The organism is Chryseobacterium sp. B21-037, assembly GCF_028570785.1.
GTDB classification, from domain to species: Bacteria; Bacteroidota; Bacteroidia; order Flavobacteriales; family Weeksellaceae; genus Chryseobacterium; species Chryseobacterium proteolyticum.
Genome location: NZ_JALGCB010000001.1, coordinates 4,711,945 through 4,728,767 on the forward strand (window position 1 = coordinate 4,711,945; position 16,823 = coordinate 4,728,767).

Sequence of the window (16,823 nt, forward strand, 5' to 3'; positions counted from 1 at the left end):
ATCTTTATTTTTTAATGATCGTTATTCCGTTATTGCGAGTGCAAATATAGAATAGATTTCTTTATTTACCAAATAAATTTCAAGAAAATTTTGCGTATTTTTGAGCTAATAAATGATTAAAAAATTAGACTAATGCGTAAAACATTATATATCATCGGATTAACCGCTTTTGTTTTTTCTTGTGCCCCTCAGAAGAAAGTTGTGAAAACAACATATAAGCCGAAAAATCCAGTGACACAGCCAAAAACCGTAGTTAAAACTCCTGTTGCAGATAAGCCGAAACCACAAATTACAAGTGATCATGGAGTAGAGTTTTTTACAACCAATATTGCAGATCCTACCAAAAATGATAATACAGCAAGTTACGGCTCCATTGTCTCCGCAAAACCGGCCGGATATAAAGTAGTAAAAACCTATTTTCCTGCGATAGCGCAAAATTTCAGACAGAGATATTTAATATTACACTATACTGCTTTACCGGATGATAAATCCATAACTGTGCTTACCCAGCAAGCGGTGAGTGCACATTATCTTGTTAATAATATTGGGGATAATCAGATTTATCAACTGGTAGATGAAAATAAACGGGCGTATCATGCAGGGATAAGCTCTTGGAGAAATGATAAAAACCTTAATGATAATTCGATTGGAATTGAAATTGTAAATACCGGATATACTACTGATGGGACCGGAAAAAGGATTTTCGCCCCGTTTAGTGATGAACAAGTCAGAAAGGTAGCTGCATTAGCAAAAGATATTGCCACCAGATACCAGATTCCGGCGACCAATGTTTTGGCCCATTCCGATATTGCACCAACCAGAAAACAGGATCCGGGACCAATGTTTCCATGGAAAAAATTATATGACGAATATCAGATAGGAATGTGGTACGATGAAGCAGCAAAACAAAGTATCTTTGAACTGGCACAAACCGATTTTACAACCCGATATAATGAGCCGTCGTTTATCTTTTTAATTCAGACAGCACTTCAGAAGTTCGGGTACGGGATTGAGCCGAGCGGAAAATGGGATGATGCAACAAAGAAAACCATTGAGGCTTTTCAATATCATTTCCGCCCTCAGAATTATGATGGAATAATGGATGCTGAGACCTGGGCCATATTGCAGGCTCTCAATCAGAAGTATCCGGTAAAATAAAATGAAAAAAAGCGCATCTGTTAACGATGCGTTTTTGCTATATTTAAACGATAAAAAAATAGAAAATCTGTAATGGAAAATTTCAGAAAAGAAAGCGATTTGCTGGGAGAACTTAACGTGCCGGTGGACGCTTATTATGGAGTGCAAACCCAGAGAGCGATCGATAACTTCAAAATTTCGGGACAGCTTCTGTCTTCATATCCTGATTTTATTAAAGGATTGGCTTTTGTAAAAAAAGCTGCGGCTAAGACTAATTATGAATTAGGGCTTTTGGAAGAAGATCTTTATTTCAAGATTGCAGAAACATGTGATGAGATCATTGATGGACAACTTCATGAACAGTTCCCTGTGGACATGATTCAGGGAGGAGCCGGTACTTCGATCAACATGAATGCGAATGAGGTAATCGCCAACAGGGTTTTAGAAAAATTAGGAAAGAACAAAGGAGAATATCAGTATTGTTCGCCAAACGATCATATCAATCTTTCCCAATCTACCAATGATGCTTATCCTACAGCTATTAAAGTTGGGCTTTTACGTATGAATGTACGATTGGTTGAAAAACTGGAAAAAATAGTAGCCGCTTTTCGTGCTAAAGGAGAGGAGTTTCACGATGTTATTAAAATGGGCAGAACTCAGCTTCAGGATGCGGTTCCTATGACTTTAGGACAGGAATTTGAAGCATTTGCTGCTAATCTGGAAGAAGATATTTCTAAACTGAATAATAATGCCGATCTCTTTGTTGAGGTCAATATGGGAGCGACTGCTATTGGAACAGGGATTAATGCTCCGATCGGCTATGCTTCTCTTTGTGCTAAAAATCTGGCTCAGCTGACCGGTTTTCCGATTGTTTCCGCACCAAACCTTGTAGAAGCAACTCCAGATACAGGATCTTATGTGATTTATTCTTCTGCTATGAAACGTCTTGCAGTAAAACTATCCAAGATATGTAATGATTTAAGGTTGCTGACTTCAGGTCCTAGAGCGGGTCTTTTTGAAATTAATCTACCTCCAATGCAGCCGGGATCATCGATCATGCCGGGGAAAGTAAACCCTGTGATCCCTGAAGTGGTAAACCAGGTATGCTTTAAGGTAATAGGAAATGACCTTACGGTAACTTTTGCTGCCGAAGCAGGACAGTTGCAGCTTAATGTAATGGAGCCGGTACTTTCGCATGCGATTATGGAAAACATTAATTTCCTTTCCAACGCTTTGGATACACTTCGTACAAAATGTATAGTTGGCATTACCGCTAATAAGGAAGTTTGTTTGAATATGGTAAAACACAGCATTGGTATTGTGACTGCACTTAATCCTTATATTGGATACAAACAATCGACACAAATCGCTAAAGAAGCATTGGAGACAGGAAAAAGTGTATACAACCTTGTACTTGAAAAAGGAGTGCTTACTCAGGAGAAGCTTGATGAAATTCTTGATCCTAAGAACATGCTGATGCCGCATAACAAATAAAATTGGTTATTACCTAAGAATAAAATAATATAAGATCTTCATCTGAAAATATTCAGGTGGGGATCTTTTTAATACAACCGGACATTGAGGTTTTTAATTATCATTCCTGCACACAACGAAGAGGATCATCTTCCATTTACCCTGGATTCTTTACAGCAACAACGTTATAAGGATTTCAAAGTTGTGGTTACCAATGATGGTTCCACAGACCATACCCCTGAAATTATTAAACGATATACAGATACAGATTCCCGTTTTGAAACAGTTAACCTGCAGAAGTCGGCTCATCAGCCAGGTTCCAAAGTAGTTAATGCTTTTAAAAAAGGATTGGAGACTCAGGATTTGGATCATTTTGATATAATCTGCAAGTTTGATGCGGATATTATTTTGGACGAAAATTATCTTGAAACAATAGAAAAATCTTTCAGCAATAACCCCAAATACGGTTTGGTAGGTGGTCTGCTGTATGTAGAAAAAGAAGGAGATTGGGTTTATGAGGGAAATTCAAATAAAAATCATGTAAGGGGCCCGTTGAAGGCGTACCACAAAGAATGCTTTCTTGAGATCGGTGGATTAAGGGAAACATTGGGTTGGGATAATATAGACTCTATACTATTGGAGCATTTAGGATGGAAAGAAGTCGTTTTACCGGAATTAAAAGTAAAGTTGATTAAAGTAAAAGGAGCTGATTATACAGTCAGGGAATCGGATTATTACGGACGTTATTTTTACTTTCTTGGGCTAAACAGATTTCTGGCATATGTTGCATCCTTAAAGGAAGCGATGAAAATCAGATCTGTTTCATTTTTTTTCTCTATCATTAAAGCCTATGAAAGCTGCAGGTCTAAAAAACTGGAACTGAAAATCAGCAAAGAAGAACAAAAGGTTATTAATAATAAACGATGGGAGACTTTAAAAAGAAATGGCTTTGAGAATAAAATAAATAAAAATATTTTGAAAAACATAGCTTACATAGAAATAGATACACATGCTGAAATTGCCCGTGCTTTCATGGATATTATGAAAGGTTCGGAAGAGTTTACGGTAGACTATTATTTTTCAAAAAAAATCAAAGATCAAATTAGGGAAGATGGCGAAACGATTTTTTTGTCTGACAGTTCCATGATCAGTGATCAGCTGAAAGCAAAAAAGTATGATATCATTATCATCGGGACGGCACATCGTTATTTCAGTACTTTCCTCGCGATTGTTCAGAAATATAAAGCTGCTGTTATTACCCATAACCTGAATTTTCCTCAATCCTCAAAATTAAGCTTAATCAAAAGTATTTTCAAAGAAGACTTTATTTACAGGCTTAAATTATGGTGGAAAGAAGGTCTTTTCTATTCTTCAAAAGTTTACCAGCATGCAGGTCATCTTCTTGTGTTGGATAATGCGCTCTGTACGGGTAAATATCAGTTTCTTCCCCTGTTTTATACTTCCAATTTTAATAGGGTTCAACAGGATGATGTCAATATTGTAATTCCAGGAGGAGTCTCTCAGAAAAGAAGGGATTATGATCATATTTTTAAAACAATCCGGACTTTAAAAACAGATCAAAGATTCACTTTTATATTTCTTGGGAAAGCTCAGGGTGAAGAGTTGAAAGTGCTTGAAAAATTATCCGGGAATTTACCTGCCAATATTACCATACATTATTTTAAAGAAAGGGTTTCGGCAGAAGATTATGACCTATGGATGGCAAAAGCAGATGTATTATGGTGTCCTGTTCAGCAGCAAACTGAATTTTTCAATCAGATAGAGATTTACGGAAAAACCAAAATGACCGGAAATGTAGGAGATGCGATCAAATATGGAAAATTGGCTGTTTTCCCTAAAAACTATTCCTCGCAATTGGATTTTATCATTCCGGAAAATGAGAACATTGCCGAGCAGTTTCAACAGCTTAAAAGACAGAGTTTTGACTTTCAGAAGAACTATAGCAAAGAAAGTATCCGGAAAAAGCTCGGGGATGTTTTAAATGGTCTTATTTAAACTTAAATATCCCTTTGATGAAAGCTGCATTCAGATAATCCTCAACAGGGAATATTTTTGTGAAATAATTTCCGATATAAATAAGCACCAAAACCACGCTTGGTTTGTAGATCAGGTTAATGAAATTATTATTGAAAGTAGGCAATACAATAGCCACGGTAATTGCTAACGTACAGATAATAGACACAAAGATCATCTCAATTGATAAGGGTGAAACCTTAAACACGAAATAATTAAAGGCTATTTTAATGACATTATAAGTAGTTAATGAAATGGCCGTCGACAAGGCAATTCCAATTAATTTCAAATCGGTATGCTTAATGAAATAATAGTTAAGTCCTATTGTTAAGCCTGCGAGAAGAAGCATAACTATGATGTTGAAACGATAGTATTTTGAAAGAGAAATAATATTTCCGTTGAATCCTGTTGCGAGATCTATTAAAACCGCTGAACCCCAAATCCAGACTACGGGTTCATATTCCCTGAGCATTGTTCCGTTCTTGGGCATGAACTGAGTAAGAAAGGGAAACCCTACCATAATGCAGGAAAATAATATGGCCCCTAGAAAATATAATGATAATGAGGTTTTTTTATGAAATCTGTCCAGTTCTTCCATATTCCCTTCCGCTAATGTTTTGCTGATGATCGGAGCAGAAATATTAAATAATCCCAGTTGTGGAATAGAGATGAGCGAAATCAGCGCGTACAGGACAGCATAGATCCCATTCTCTTCCATTCCCATGAATTCACCGATCATGAAACTGTTAATCGCCAGATAATTTCCAAAGGTTCCTAAAAAACCGAAGAAACTGTAGTTCGTAAATTCTTTCCAGAAATTATTTTTTTTGAAATAGTCGGTACTGAAGTCGAGTTTGATCTTTTCTAACCTGTTCGTATAATAAATATACCCTAAGAGCATCAATGCGAACATACCAAAGAAAAACGCAAAAGCGATCTGCTGAGACAGAAGTAAATATGAAAAAAGGCAGAAGGCTCCTAGGTTTGCTATTTTAGGGAAAATATTGTCGAAGATATTGGAGACAACAATTCTCTTATAATTTGAAGTGTATTTATTGAATAGGGCGCAGAGTGATAAAATCAAAACCATAGGTAAAATAATTTCCTTACTTTTCCAGGCTTCAAGCTTTGTAAACTTGGGATAAATCAACGGAATGATGAAGAAAACAATAGCAAATACTGCAAAATTAATCAGAATGGTGAGCAGTGAGATGGAAAGCATATTTTGCTTTTTGCCATCCTTTTCTACCCTGTGGAAAAATTTAACGTTAGAATAAGAAATTCCCAATACAACAAAGGGAACAAGCATTTCTGCAGTAGGCAAAATGTAGCGAAGCTTTCCGTAAAATTCAAAATTGCTCGGAAAGATGAATATGGCTGATACGGTACCTAACAAGAAACCTATATAACCGATAATGGAATATTTGAATCCTTGTCTTGCTACTACACTCATAAAGATATTTTAAAAGGTTTTGGGTATAAAAATAATGTTGTTGATATATTCCGTTTTGTCTTTTTCGTCACTTGTATTTCGGACCAAAATTTCTTCTGTAAGCTTTTCAAGCCTGAAAAGGGATCGGTCTAAATAATGCGCTTCATAACCCCAGCTTTCTACTTCGGAAATCTCTCCCCAAATAGGTTTGTCATGATGTCTTTGTTCCATTTCCACCATAAGGGTTGGTAGGAACTTTAGGATGGTTTTCTTTCCGCCGAACAGGGTTTTCATCTCATTTCCTTCAACATCTATCTTGATGAAATCCAGTTTTTTAAGACCTTCTTTTTCTGCCCAGTCGTCCAATTTTGTGACCGTTACTTTTTCTGTGTAACTCTTTTCCTCACCTTTTTCCTTATACGAAGTATTCAGTGTCCCCCTTGAAGCTACCATTTTTCCATTGATGATGGGAACTTTAAACTCAGCAACTGTATTTTCATCCGAAAGTGCTAAAGAAAGAAGATTCATAGAAGGAAACAATCTTTTTAAGCGGGTATACAATTTATGGTTAGGCTCAAAAGCATAAATATGCTGAGGTTTGAGTTTATGTTCCAGCTGGTATAAAAATGTACCTACATTGGCACCAATATCAAGAATCACATCGTCTTCCGACAGATATTCTTTGATCCACACCAGCTCCGGTTCTACATTTCGTGCTGAAAAGTTATCCTTTGAAAGATGATGTAAACTTTTAAAATATCTGCTTTTATAAAAACTTGGACTGATGTACTGTAAGTTTTCTGCAATTCTTTGGTATAAAGACATCCTTGATTATTTGACAGAAAGCAAAGATAATCAAAAATGTTAAACTCATGTTAATTTTGTTTAAATCTAACGCGTTGATTTTCAATTAAAATATACATGCTTGTTTTATTTTAAAAGAATGTGTAACTGGTTGTAATTCTTTTATTTCAGGCATGTTTAAAATAGATTCTTGTAGTTACAGAAAAGGGGTATTCAGAAAATCATTGAATGGCTTCATAAGTTTGAAAACTTTGGTTAGCTCCTTAACGGCATTTTTATCCAAAACTGTTTCATCCTTGATGTTGTACACAACAATAAAATTTTTCAGTTTTAAATATTCTGCCATCGGATCTTCTTTCTCGAATCCCTGGGGTATCTTTTTTAATTGGTCACTTTGATCCAGTTCAGGAAAATGCTTTTTAAAATCTTTGTTATTAACAATTTTAATAAAGTCATCAGCATATAAGGAGATCTCTTTTCGTACTTCTTTTAAAACTGATGATTCAGGCATGTAAATACCTCCTGCCAAAAAAGACTTTCCTGGTTCCAGGTGAAGATAGTATCCTCCTTTCTGGCTTCCTTTTCCCATTCCTAATGACGCTCCAAAGTTTGTTTTATAAGGTATTTTATCTTTTGAAAAACGGGTGTCCCTGTAAATCCGGAATAGAGCTTTTTTAGCATCTATTTTAGCAAGCTCTCCATCGAACGCCGACATTTCTTTAATAAGGTCTTCCAGAAATGCAACCACATTTTCCTGTGATTCGGTGTAAAGATGTTTATTTTCATTAAACCACTCGCGGTTGTTATTTTTGGATAATTTTTTGAGAAAATCAAAGGTTTTTGTAGAAATGGTGGCGGACATGTTTTTTAATTTTAACCAAATTTAAGTAAATCTATTCATATGTCAATGCCTCAATCCGATCAGGATTTGAAGCATTAAAACAGGATGATGTCCAGAAACTATATTTTTTATGGCAAGACAGCAAATATGATAAAGAATCCTGTAGTGAAATGGCAAATGGTGTTTGCATAACAGAAAGTCTCACAACAATAATTGAAGATCTTTCTTTTACATATTTCATGCAATTTTCGGGAATATTAAAATAAAAAAATTATAATTCCTGATTTTATTTTTGAAAATTCATTAATCTCCACGAAAAAATCAATCCAATTTAACAAAAAAAAATATTGTTTAATATTTTTTTAACATAACGGTTTATTTTTTGCGTTTAATTTTTTAAAAATTAAAAATATATTAAAGTATTCTGAAATTAAGATTCGTTATTTAACACTTTATTCAAAATAAAGTCAAATATTAATTGTATCTTTGCAAAAATTTTAAAATATTTAATGAATTTATTTACGGAGTCCAATTTAAGTCCTGACATCCTTAAGGCTATTGGCGAAATGGGTTATGAAAGCCCGACAGAAATCCAAAAACAGACTATCCCTTTTATTCTTTCAGATATACGCGACTTGATCGCACTTGCGCAAACTGGGACAGGCAAAACAGCAGCTTTTTCGCTTCCGATTTTGGATATGATTGACGATACGAGTCGCAAAATCCAACTATTGGTGCTTTGTCCGACACGGGAATTATGTCTTCAGATTTCTAAAGACATAAAGAATTACTCTAAGTACATGCAGAATATCAAATCTACAGCAGTGTACGGAGGTAGCAGTATTATGGACCAAATACGTTCTTTGAAGGAAAAACCACAAATTATTGTAGGTACTCCCGGAAGAGTAATTGATTTGATTAACAGAAAAGCACTTGATTTTTCTGCGATCCATTGGTTGGTTTTAGATGAAGCTGACGAAATGCTTTCAATGGGTTTCAAAGATGAATTGGAAACAATTTTAAGTGAAACTCCTGAAACAAAACAAACTTTCTTATTCTCTGCAACGATGAATAAAGAAGTGGAAAGAATTTCTAAAAATTATCTTACAAAACCTCACCGTATTTCAGTGGGTTCTATTAACGAAGTTAAAAAGAACATTAAGCACGAATACTATGTGGTAGGATATCGTAATAAAAAAGAAGCTCTAAAAAGATTAATTGACGCAAACCCTAATCAGTATTCCATTATTTTCTGTAGAACAAGAATGGAAACTCAGGAAGTGGCAGATTTCTTAATGCAGAACGGTTATGCAGCTGATGCACTTCATGGTGATCTTTCTCAGGCGCAGAGAGATACGGTAATGAAGAAATTCAGATTGAAAAATATCGACATTTTGGTGGCTACCGATGTAGCAGCAAGAGGTTTGGATGTGAACTCACTAACTCACGTTATCCATTACTCTCTACCTGATGATCCTGAAGTATTCGTTCACAGAAGTGGTAGAACGGGTAGAGCTGGAAAAGACGGTATTTCTATGGCTTTGATTAAGCCTGAAGAAAGCAGAAAGCTAAAACAGATTAAATCAACAACAAAGATTGATATTGTTGAAAAAACAATCCCTACAGGTGATGATATCATCAAAGCGCAGGTAGGAGGCGTTTTCGAAAAGCTATTTACGGAGCATGAAGACTTATTTGAGTTTGACGACAGCTTGATTCCGGATCTTAGCAAATTCACGAAAGAAGAATTGGTACATCAGTTACTGCAGTTCCAGTTGAAAGATCTTGCATTGTACTATAAAGATAAGCATGATCTTGCTGAACAGAAATTCAGTACCAGAGATGATGATTACTCAAGAAGAGACAGAGGAAGAGATCGTGACCGAGACAGAGGAAGAGACCGTGATAGCAGAGGTGGAGACAGAAGAGATCGTGGAGGAAAACCTAGAAGAAAGAATGAAGATATGGTAAGATTCTTCTTCAACCTTGGAAAGAAAGATCAATTGAAGAAACTGGATGTTTTGGATATTATCAATAAAGCAACTGCCGGAAATGGTAAAAAGAGAGCTGAAATTGGTGATATTGAAATTTTAGAGAAATTCTCATTCTTTGAAATTGAGAAATCATTTAAGGGAGAGCTTTTGAATAATATTTCTTCAATGAAATTCAGAGGAAAAGATATGAGAGCTGAAGAAGCTAATTAAAACTCATTTTTATATAATATAAACCGGCTTATAGTCGGTTTTTTTGTTTGATAATCAGCACTTAAACCAATGTTAACAAAACTTAATGTTATATACTTTTTGGTAAGGTGCTTTTTTAGGAAATTTGCAGACGAATTATAAATACTTAAAAATGGGAATTGGTAATATTTTCCACGCTTTTCAGCCTAAAGATAAAATCTTCTTCGTGCTTTTCGAAAAAGTAACTGAAAATCTAGTAGCAATGTCTGAAGAGTTCAACAACGGGGTGAAAGATTTTGACCTTAATGACGACTCTATGTTGAAGAAAATGAGCGACTACGAACACAAAAATGATGAGCTTACGCACGAAATCTTTATTGAGCTTGGAAAAAACTTTATAACTCCTTTTGACCGTGAAGATATTCACACTTTGGCCACAGGTTTAGATGATATCGCAGATTATATCTACGCTTCAACAAAATATATTTTCTTATATAAATCGCCTTTAATGAAGGCATATGCAGACTTCTCATTGTTGATTCATAAGGCATGTCTTGAAATTCAGAATGCAATGAAAAACCTGAAAGGATTCAAAAATATGGATCAGGTGAAAGAAGCTTGTATCAAAGTAAACTCTATTGAGAATATTGCTGACGACTTACTTTCCAACTCAATGGTAGAATTGTTTGAAACAAACGACGCTATCAATATCATCAAAGTTTCATCTGTACTTAATTATCTTGAAATAGTAACCGACAAGGCTGAAGATGTAGCTAATACTATTGAAAACATTATGATCAAATACGCATAAACAATATAACAAAAAATGGAATTTCCGATTTTACTTACGGTTATTATTGCTTTAGCTTTAATTTTCGATTATATTAATGGTTTTCATGATGCGGCCAATTCAATTGCTACTATTGTTTCTACAAAAGTTTTAACTCCTTTTCAGGCTGTGCTTTGGGCGGCACTATGGAATTTTGCAGCCTTTTTTATCGCAGCATACATCATTGGAGAATTTAAAATTGGTAATACGATTGCCAAAACCGTTAATGAAAACTTTATTACCCTGGAGGTAATATTTTCAGGTCTTGTGGCAGCTATTGCCTGGAACCTTTTAACATGGTGGTTTGGTATACCATCTTCTTCATCACATACCCTAATTGGTGGTTTCTTAGGTGCGGCTTTAATGCATGCTTTCATCCTGGATTATCATGATGTAGCAGCTGCTCAGCCCAATCTGGGTTTTATAGATACTTTCAAACAGGCATTTTATCAGGTTACAACACAAAGTGTGGTTAAATTTGATAAAGTAATTCCTATCTTCCTGTTTATTTTTATGGCACCCGTTATCGGGATGGTCATTTCAATCATTATCACATTGATTATCGTTCATCTTTATAAGAGATCAAACCCTCATAAAGCAGATAAGTCTTTTAAAAGATTACAGCTTGTTTCTTCAGCCCTCTTTAGTCTAGGACATGGTCTGAATGATGCACAAAAAGTAATGGGAATTATCGGTGCGGCTTTAATTTATTACCATGTACAGATTTTACAGGATCCTGTATACTTAAATATACCTTCTGCCGGACGATTTGATTATTTTGCAGAACATTATCTTTGGGTACCTTTGGTTTCTTTCCTGGCGATAGGTTTGGGAACAATGAGTGGTGGATGGAAGATCATCAAGACAATGGGAACCAAGATTACAAAGGTAACCCCGCTGGAAGGTGTAAGTGCTGAAACTGCAGGAGCTATTACCTTATTTATTACCGATCATTTTGGTATTCCGGTATCTACCACACATACGATTACCGGGTCTATTATTGGAGTTGGATTAACGAAGAGGATTTCAGCGGTAAGATGGGGGATTACAGTAAGCTTGCTTTGGGCTTGGGTATTGACGATTCCTATCTCTGCTATTGTAGCGGCAGTTACTTATCTTTTGGTCGCTTTTCTTTCCTAGATATTAATTTAAAATTACAATACTGAACTTTGTCCAAATGGGCAAAGTTTTTTGTTTTATAAAGATTTGAAAAATCGTATTTTTGTTGGAAATTATTGGATTTTATGGAATTTTTAGACAAGTACCAACAGCTGGTTGCTGACGCTATTACCAAGTACACTTTTAAAGACAAACCTGCGGAATTATATGAACCGATGAATTACATCATTTCCCATGGTGGAAAACGTCTGCGACCTATTATGGTTCTGATGGCTTGTGACTTATTTGGTGGTGATCTTAAACAGGCTATTAAGCCGGCTTTGGCGATTGAATTTTTCCATAACTTCACATTGATTCATGATGATATTATGGATGAAGCTCCTCTGAGAAGAAATAAGCCTACTATTCATACTTTACATGGAATTAATGTAGGGATCTTATCCGGAGACGGGCTGATGCTGAAGGCGTATAAATTTTTTGAAGACCTTGAACCGGAAATATTTAAAGCCTGTATCCGAATATTTACCCATACCGGGCTCCTATTATGTGAAGGACAGCAGTACGACATTAATTTCGAAACACAGGAAGATGTGACTTTCGATGATTACATCAGAATGATTACTTATAAGACCGGAGTATTAAGTGCTTCATCTTTTGAGATCGGAGCTTTAATTGCTAAAGCTAATTTTAAAGATGCCAAATCCATTTTTAATTTTGGAAAACATATAGGAATTGCTTTCCAGATCATGGATGATTACCTGGACGTTTTTGGAGATCAGGCTCAGTTTGGAAAAAAACATGCAGGTGACATTTATGAAAATAAGAAGACTGTACTTTATCTTCTGGCAAGAGAACACGCCACGGAGGAAGAAAGAAAAGAATTGGATCACTGGTACTCTAAAAAAACCGATAATATCGATAAGGTGTACGGAGTAGAAAAGATCTTCAGAAGAACAAAAGTAGATGAAAAAGCATTGCGTTTAATTGAAAAGCACAATGAAATAGGGCAGAGTTATCTTAAAAAAATTAATATTCCTGAAGAAAAGAAAAAGCCATTCATAGAACTCGCTAATTATCTTTTAAGAAGGGAAAGCTAATGAGTCGCTGATTATTAAAGGTTTTGGTAAGGAGTTGTTTAGGCTTCTTCTTCCACCTTTAGCTTTAGCCTCTTATATTTACAATGAAATTCAGAACCGAAGTTGACATCAAAGAATCTGCAAAAAAGATTGAAATTGAAGATAAAATATTTTCAATAGGTTCCTGTTTTGCCTCAGAGATGTCGGATCTGCTTCACCAGGGACAGCTTCAGACGGTCAATAATCCGTTTGGAACCCTGTTTAATCCGTTTTCGATCAATAACGCAATACAAAGGCTTCATGATTCACACTTTTATGAAGAAGAAGATTTAATCACGTTTAATGACGAATTTATTTCCCTTGACCATCATACGAAATTCGATACAAGGTATATTCATCAGACACTGGATAAGATCAATGGCCATTTAGAAGAAGGGAATCTCTTTTTGCAGGATACTAATTGGGTTATTATAACCTATGGAACCTCCTTTATTTATGAATTTCAGCCTAAAAACAAGCTGGTAGCCAATTGTCACAAAATTCCACAAAAATTCTTTAACAAAAGGTTGCTAACCCATCAGGAAATCACAGATTCTATTTATCAGACCATTTTTAGCCTGAAAGATATCTGTAAAGAAGATGTTCAGATTTTGTTTACGGTTTCTCCCGTAAGACATACCAAAGACGGTATGATGGAAAATCAGTTAAGCAAATCAAAATTGATATCTGCAGTACATGAAGCTATTTCAGGGATTGAGAACTGTCATTATTTACCCGTTTATGAAATATTGATGGATGATTTAAGGGATTATCGTTTTTATAAAGAAGATATGATTCATCCCAATTCTCAGGCTGTTCAGTATATCTTTGATAAATTTGGAGCTGCTTATTTTGCGGAAGACACAAAGGAGTTTATCAAAGAAAATTTTAAAATCCATAAAGCCCTGCAACACAGGACAGCAGATGAAAAAGATCCTAAATATGTTGATTTTAGAGAAAAATTAAAGCAAAGAATTGAAGCTCAACAGAAAAAGGTAAAACATAAGATATTCCAGTAATGATAACAGACTTTACAAAGATTGATTATTTGGAAAGCGGTAACCAGAGGCAGCAAAGGGCTCACTTGGTGCTTACAAAATATCAGATCCTGGAAAAACTAAAAGATTTCTCACCCTTGCTTGCAGGAACTATTCCTATTGAAATTGATATTGACGGAAGCGATCTGGATATCATTTGTGAAGTTAAAGATGAAGATTTCTTTTTGGAAACGATCCGCCTTTCTCAACTTATTCCACCAGGAATTCATTTCACAGTAGAAAAGATTGAGATAAAAGGGGAAAAATCTATTGTGATCAATTTTAATCTCGAAGAGTTTCCCATAGAGATTTTTGGTCAAGATAAACCGACGACGCAACAAAATGCTTATCGCCATATGGTAGCAGAGTACACAATATTACAGGAGAAAGGAGAGGAATTTAAACAACAGATTATAGAACTTAAGAAGGAAGGGATAAAAACGGAACCGGCTTTCGGTGTATTAATGAATTTAGAAAACCCTTATGAAGATCTATTAAAATTTTAAAATTATGATTGACACCCATACACATTTATACGCTGAAGAATTTGATGAAGATAGAAAGGAGGTTATTCAAAGGGCTTTAGACAAAGGAATTACGGAATTTTATCTTCCTGCTATTGACTCTGAGTCTCATGAAAAAATGCTTCAATTGGAAGCTGAATATCCTGGACAGGTTTTTTCAATGATGGGATTGCACCCTTGCTACGTAAAACCCGAATCCTGGGAAAAAGAACTGGCAATTGTTAAAGAATATCTTGATAAAAGAGCATTTCCTGCCATCGGGGAAATAGGAATTGATCTCTATTGGGATCAATCAACTCTAGATATCCAGGTAAAGGCTTTTGAACAACAAATCGACTGGGCTATTGAGATGGATCTGCCTATTGTAATCCATACAAGGGAAAGTTTTGATGAAACTTTTGAAGTCTTGGAAAGAAAAAAGCATCCGAAATTGAGAGGAATATTTCATTGTTTTTCCGGTAACCTTGAACAAGCAAAACATGCTATCGATCTTAATTTTTTATTAGGAATTGGTGGAGTAGTGACCTTTAAAAACGGGAAAATAGATCAGTTCCTGCAAGAAATTCCTTTAGAAAAAATTGTTCTGGAAACAGACTCTCCTTACCTGGCTCCGGTTCCTCATAGGGGTAAAAGAAATGAAAGTTCTTATCTTGATCTGGTGGTAGGAAAGCTGGTGAATATCTACAATAAAGATTTTTCTGAAATTGACAGAATCACAAGCCAGAATGCAAAACACATTTACAATTACTAGGCCTATATGAAGCTTTTAAAAGAAAATATCCATTATCTTCTTTTCCTTTCTGCTGTGTTTTTTCTATGGAATCCGGCGAAGTTTCCGGTTGATGATGGTTATTTTTATCCACAGATTGCCTATAATATGGTCAGAAATGGCTTTATGGGGTTTAATGATTTATACCTTACCAATGGCTTCCATCCTTTATGGATGGTATTCTGTGTTATTGCGGAAGCGATCAATTTTTTGGGTAAAAGTTTCTCAGTATACATTCTATGGTTTTTTCAGGTTATCTTTATCATTGCGGGATACAGATTTTTTGAAAAAACCTTATTCAAAGATTCAGTAAGTGGAAAAGTATTGAGCTTAGCATTGTATTGCTTAATTTTTTCAGCCTTGGATCATTATATTTAACGGAAGCGCATCTCACCTTTTTCACCATTGCCTGGCTGCTTTATTTTCTTTGTAAAAGATACACCAACGATTTTCTGTTCGGATTCATTTGTAGCCTCGTTTTTCTGGCAAGGCTGGATCATATTTTTATCATTATTCCTTTAGGCTTTCTTTATTGGAAACACCGGGACTGGAATTTTCAAAGCATTTCTAAAGTAATTTTAGGATTTTTAATTTTGGCGGGACCTTATTTATTTTCCAATCAGTATTTGTTCGGAGATATGGTTCCTGTCAGTGGCAGAATAAAAAGTTCCTTTCCTAAAGCTAATCTGGATGATCCTTTTGGTTTACTCCCTGATTTATTCTTATTTGTGGGTTCCGCATATTTGATATTTTTGATTTTTACTAAAAATATACACTACCGCTCTGTCAAAATTTTATTTATTAGCGGAAGCTTTATTCATTTATTGTATAATGTATTTTTCCAGTCATATACAGGACAGTGGTATTTTGTATCACAATTTATTTTTTGTGGCTTTTTTATCAATGATATTGTTGAAAAATTTCAATTGAGAATAGTACCTGCGAGATCCAAGTTTATAATTTATTCTTTGGGTTCAACATTTTTCTTATGTACAATCGGGATTTTGAAGCTCAAGACCAACCTAAGCATATTTCATAACGTTTTTGATAACAAGTCAAAATTTGAAAAGAAAACAAAGGATATGGTAAAGAATTTGGCAGAAGATCTGGTTAACGTAGTTCCCCGAAAGTCTCGAATATATGTTTATGATTTTCCGGGTAAATTTGCTTTTTACTCCGATTTTAATTTTATACCGGCAGATGCTTTGGTAGCCAACTCTACTTTTTTTAATGAAATAAATACGCTCCGTTTTAAAGATTATCTCAAAAAAATAAAATTAACTATATGCTCTTTCCCAGTCAACTGGAAAAAGGAAGGAACTCAATCACTTTTATGGGCATGGATGTTAAAAAGAAAAATAATCGTAATATGTTTTACTTTAGGAATACTTTAAGTAAAAAGATCATAGACAGTCTTGATGAAAATGAGTTAATTAAAGTGAAAACCTATTTAAATCCTGCAAAGACCTGGCAGGCGCAGTATGACTCGGTGACAATTTACAAGCTAAAAGAAAAATAACGAGAAT

General features: G+C 35.0%; 15 protein-coding genes. 12 read left to right on the forward strand and 3 right to left on the reverse strand.

Going from position 1 to position 16,823, the window contains the following annotated elements; translation table 11 throughout:
• The first annotated feature begins 132 nt into the window (after positions 1-132).
• From MTQ00_RS21205 to MTQ00_RS21215, 3 genes are all read left to right on the forward strand, one after another.
• Positions 133-1,158, forward strand: coding sequence for an N-acetylmuramoyl-L-alanine amidase (locus MTQ00_RS21205; RefSeq protein ID WP_273650908.1), 1,026 nt, complete (start codon positions 133-135; stop codon positions 1,156-1,158).
• A 72-nt stretch (positions 1,159-1,230) separates the two neighbouring features.
• Entirely contained in the window at positions 1,231-2,631 is a 1,401-nt protein-coding gene (gene aspA, locus MTQ00_RS21210; RefSeq protein WP_172276572.1) for an aspartate ammonia-lyase, read from the forward strand.
• A gap of 84 nt (positions 2,632-2,715) precedes the next feature.
• Complete coding sequence (locus MTQ00_RS21215; RefSeq protein WP_273650909.1) at positions 2,716-4,626, forward strand: glycosyltransferase; 1,911 nt, start codon at positions 2,716-2,718, stop codon at positions 4,624-4,626.
• Here the strand turns inward: MTQ00_RS21215 and MTQ00_RS21220 are convergent.
• From MTQ00_RS21220 to MTQ00_RS21230, 3 genes are all read right to left on the reverse strand, one after another.
• The gene (locus MTQ00_RS21220; RefSeq protein ID WP_273650910.1) at positions 4,619-6,097 is read right to left on the reverse strand and encodes a lipopolysaccharide biosynthesis protein; all 1,479 of its coding nucleotides are present in this window, start codon (positions 6,095-6,097) and stop codon (positions 4,619-4,621) included. The two genes, MTQ00_RS21215 and MTQ00_RS21220, sit on opposite strands and share 8 nt — an antisense overlap.
• Before the next feature lie 9 nt (positions 6,098-6,106).
• Complete coding sequence (locus MTQ00_RS21225) at positions 6,107-6,901, reverse strand: FkbM family methyltransferase (protein WP_273650911.1); 795 nt, start codon at positions 6,899-6,901, stop codon at positions 6,107-6,109.
• 175 nt (positions 6,902-7,076) lie between these two features.
• Positions 7,077-7,742: a DUF2461 domain-containing protein gene (locus MTQ00_RS21230; RefSeq protein ID WP_172276584.1), complete on the reverse strand. Its 666-nt coding sequence runs from the start codon at positions 7,740-7,742 to the stop codon at positions 7,077-7,079.
• 488 nt (positions 7,743-8,230) lie between these two features.
• Here MTQ00_RS21230 and MTQ00_RS21235 point away from each other — a divergent pair, with 488 nt between their 5' ends.
• The 9 genes from MTQ00_RS21235 to MTQ00_RS21275 all read left to right on the forward strand — a co-directional run bounded on the left by MTQ00_RS21235 (position 8,231) and on the right by MTQ00_RS21275 (position 16,691).
• Positions 8,231-9,925, forward strand: coding sequence for a DEAD/DEAH box helicase (locus MTQ00_RS21235; RefSeq protein WP_172276587.1), 1,695 nt, complete (start codon positions 8,231-8,233; stop codon positions 9,923-9,925).
• Positions 9,926-10,076: 151 nt separating this feature from the next.
• The gene (locus tag MTQ00_RS21240) at positions 10,077-10,715 is read left to right on the forward strand and encodes a DUF47 domain-containing protein (RefSeq protein WP_172276589.1); all 639 of its coding nucleotides are present in this window, start codon (positions 10,077-10,079) and stop codon (positions 10,713-10,715) included.
• Positions 10,716-10,730: 15 nt separating this feature from the next.
• Entirely contained in the window at positions 10,731-11,873 is a 1,143-nt protein-coding gene (locus MTQ00_RS21245; RefSeq protein ID WP_172276592.1) for an inorganic phosphate transporter, read from the forward strand.
• A gap of 104 nt (positions 11,874-11,977) precedes the next feature.
• Entirely contained in the window at positions 11,978-12,949 is a 972-nt protein-coding gene (locus MTQ00_RS21250) for a polyprenyl synthetase family protein (RefSeq protein ID WP_172276595.1), read from the forward strand.
• An 83-nt stretch (positions 12,950-13,032) separates the two neighbouring features.
• Positions 13,033-13,986, forward strand: a complete 954-nt coding sequence (locus tag MTQ00_RS21255) for a GSCFA domain-containing protein (protein WP_172276597.1) — start codon at positions 13,033-13,035, stop codon at positions 13,984-13,986.
• Positions 13,986-14,510 carry a DUF4269 domain-containing protein gene (locus tag MTQ00_RS21260; protein ID WP_273650912.1) on the forward strand — a complete coding sequence of 175 codons (525 nt, stop codon included), beginning with the start codon at positions 13,986-13,988 and terminating at the stop codon, positions 14,508-14,510. Before MTQ00_RS21255 ends, MTQ00_RS21260 begins: the two co-directional genes overlap by 1 nt.
• Positions 14,511-14,514: 4 nt before the next feature.
• Positions 14,515-15,279: a TatD family hydrolase gene (locus tag MTQ00_RS21265; RefSeq protein ID WP_172276600.1), complete on the forward strand. Its 765-nt coding sequence runs from the start codon at positions 14,515-14,517 to the stop codon at positions 15,277-15,279.
• 6 nt (positions 15,280-15,285) lie between these two features.
• On the forward strand, positions 15,286-15,675 hold the full coding sequence (locus MTQ00_RS21270; RefSeq protein WP_273650913.1) for a hypothetical protein: 390 nt from the start codon (positions 15,286-15,288) through the stop codon (positions 15,673-15,675).
• Complete coding sequence (locus MTQ00_RS21275) at positions 15,639-16,691, forward strand: hypothetical protein (protein WP_273650914.1); 1,053 nt, start codon at positions 15,639-15,641, stop codon at positions 16,689-16,691. Before MTQ00_RS21270 ends, MTQ00_RS21275 begins: the two co-directional genes overlap by 37 nt.
• Positions 16,692-16,823: the final 132 nt, after the last annotated feature.

What these genes read in the sequence shown, in the direction of transcription:
- MTQ00_RS21205 (WP_273650908.1), top strand. Translation starts at nt 133, where the DNA reads ATGCGTAAAACATTATATATCATCGGATTAACCGCTTTTGTTTTTTCT.
- aspA (WP_172276572.1), top strand. Translation starts at nt 1,231, where the DNA reads ATGGAAAATTTCAGAAAAGAAAGCGATTTGCTGGGAGAACTTAACGTG.
- MTQ00_RS21220 (WP_273650910.1), bottom strand. Translation starts at nt 6,097, where the DNA reads ATGAGTGTAGTAGCAAGACAAGGATTCAAATATTCCATTATCGGTTAT.
- MTQ00_RS21225 (WP_273650911.1), bottom strand. Translation starts at nt 6,901, where the DNA reads ATGTCTTTATACCAAAGAATTGCAGAAAACTTACAGTACATCAGTCCA.
- MTQ00_RS21230 (WP_172276584.1), bottom strand. Translation starts at nt 7,742, where the DNA reads ATGTCCGCCACCATTTCTACAAAAACCTTTGATTTTCTCAAAAAATTA.
- MTQ00_RS21235 (WP_172276587.1), top strand. Translation starts at nt 8,231, where the DNA reads ATGAATTTATTTACGGAGTCCAATTTAAGTCCTGACATCCTTAAGGCT.
- MTQ00_RS21240 (WP_172276589.1), top strand. Translation starts at nt 10,077, where the DNA reads ATGGGAATTGGTAATATTTTCCACGCTTTTCAGCCTAAAGATAAAATC.
- MTQ00_RS21245 (WP_172276592.1), top strand. Translation starts at nt 10,731, where the DNA reads ATGGAATTTCCGATTTTACTTACGGTTATTATTGCTTTAGCTTTAATT.
- MTQ00_RS21250 (WP_172276595.1), top strand. Translation starts at nt 11,978, where the DNA reads ATGGAATTTTTAGACAAGTACCAACAGCTGGTTGCTGACGCTATTACC.
- MTQ00_RS21255 (WP_172276597.1), top strand. Translation starts at nt 13,033, where the DNA reads ATGAAATTCAGAACCGAAGTTGACATCAAAGAATCTGCAAAAAAGATT.
- MTQ00_RS21260 (WP_273650912.1), top strand. Translation starts at nt 13,986, where the DNA reads ATGATAACAGACTTTACAAAGATTGATTATTTGGAAAGCGGTAACCAG.
- MTQ00_RS21265 (WP_172276600.1), top strand. Translation starts at nt 14,515, where the DNA reads ATGATTGACACCCATACACATTTATACGCTGAAGAATTTGATGAAGAT.
- MTQ00_RS21270 (WP_273650913.1), top strand. Translation starts at nt 15,286, where the DNA reads ATGAAGCTTTTAAAAGAAAATATCCATTATCTTCTTTTCCTTTCTGCT.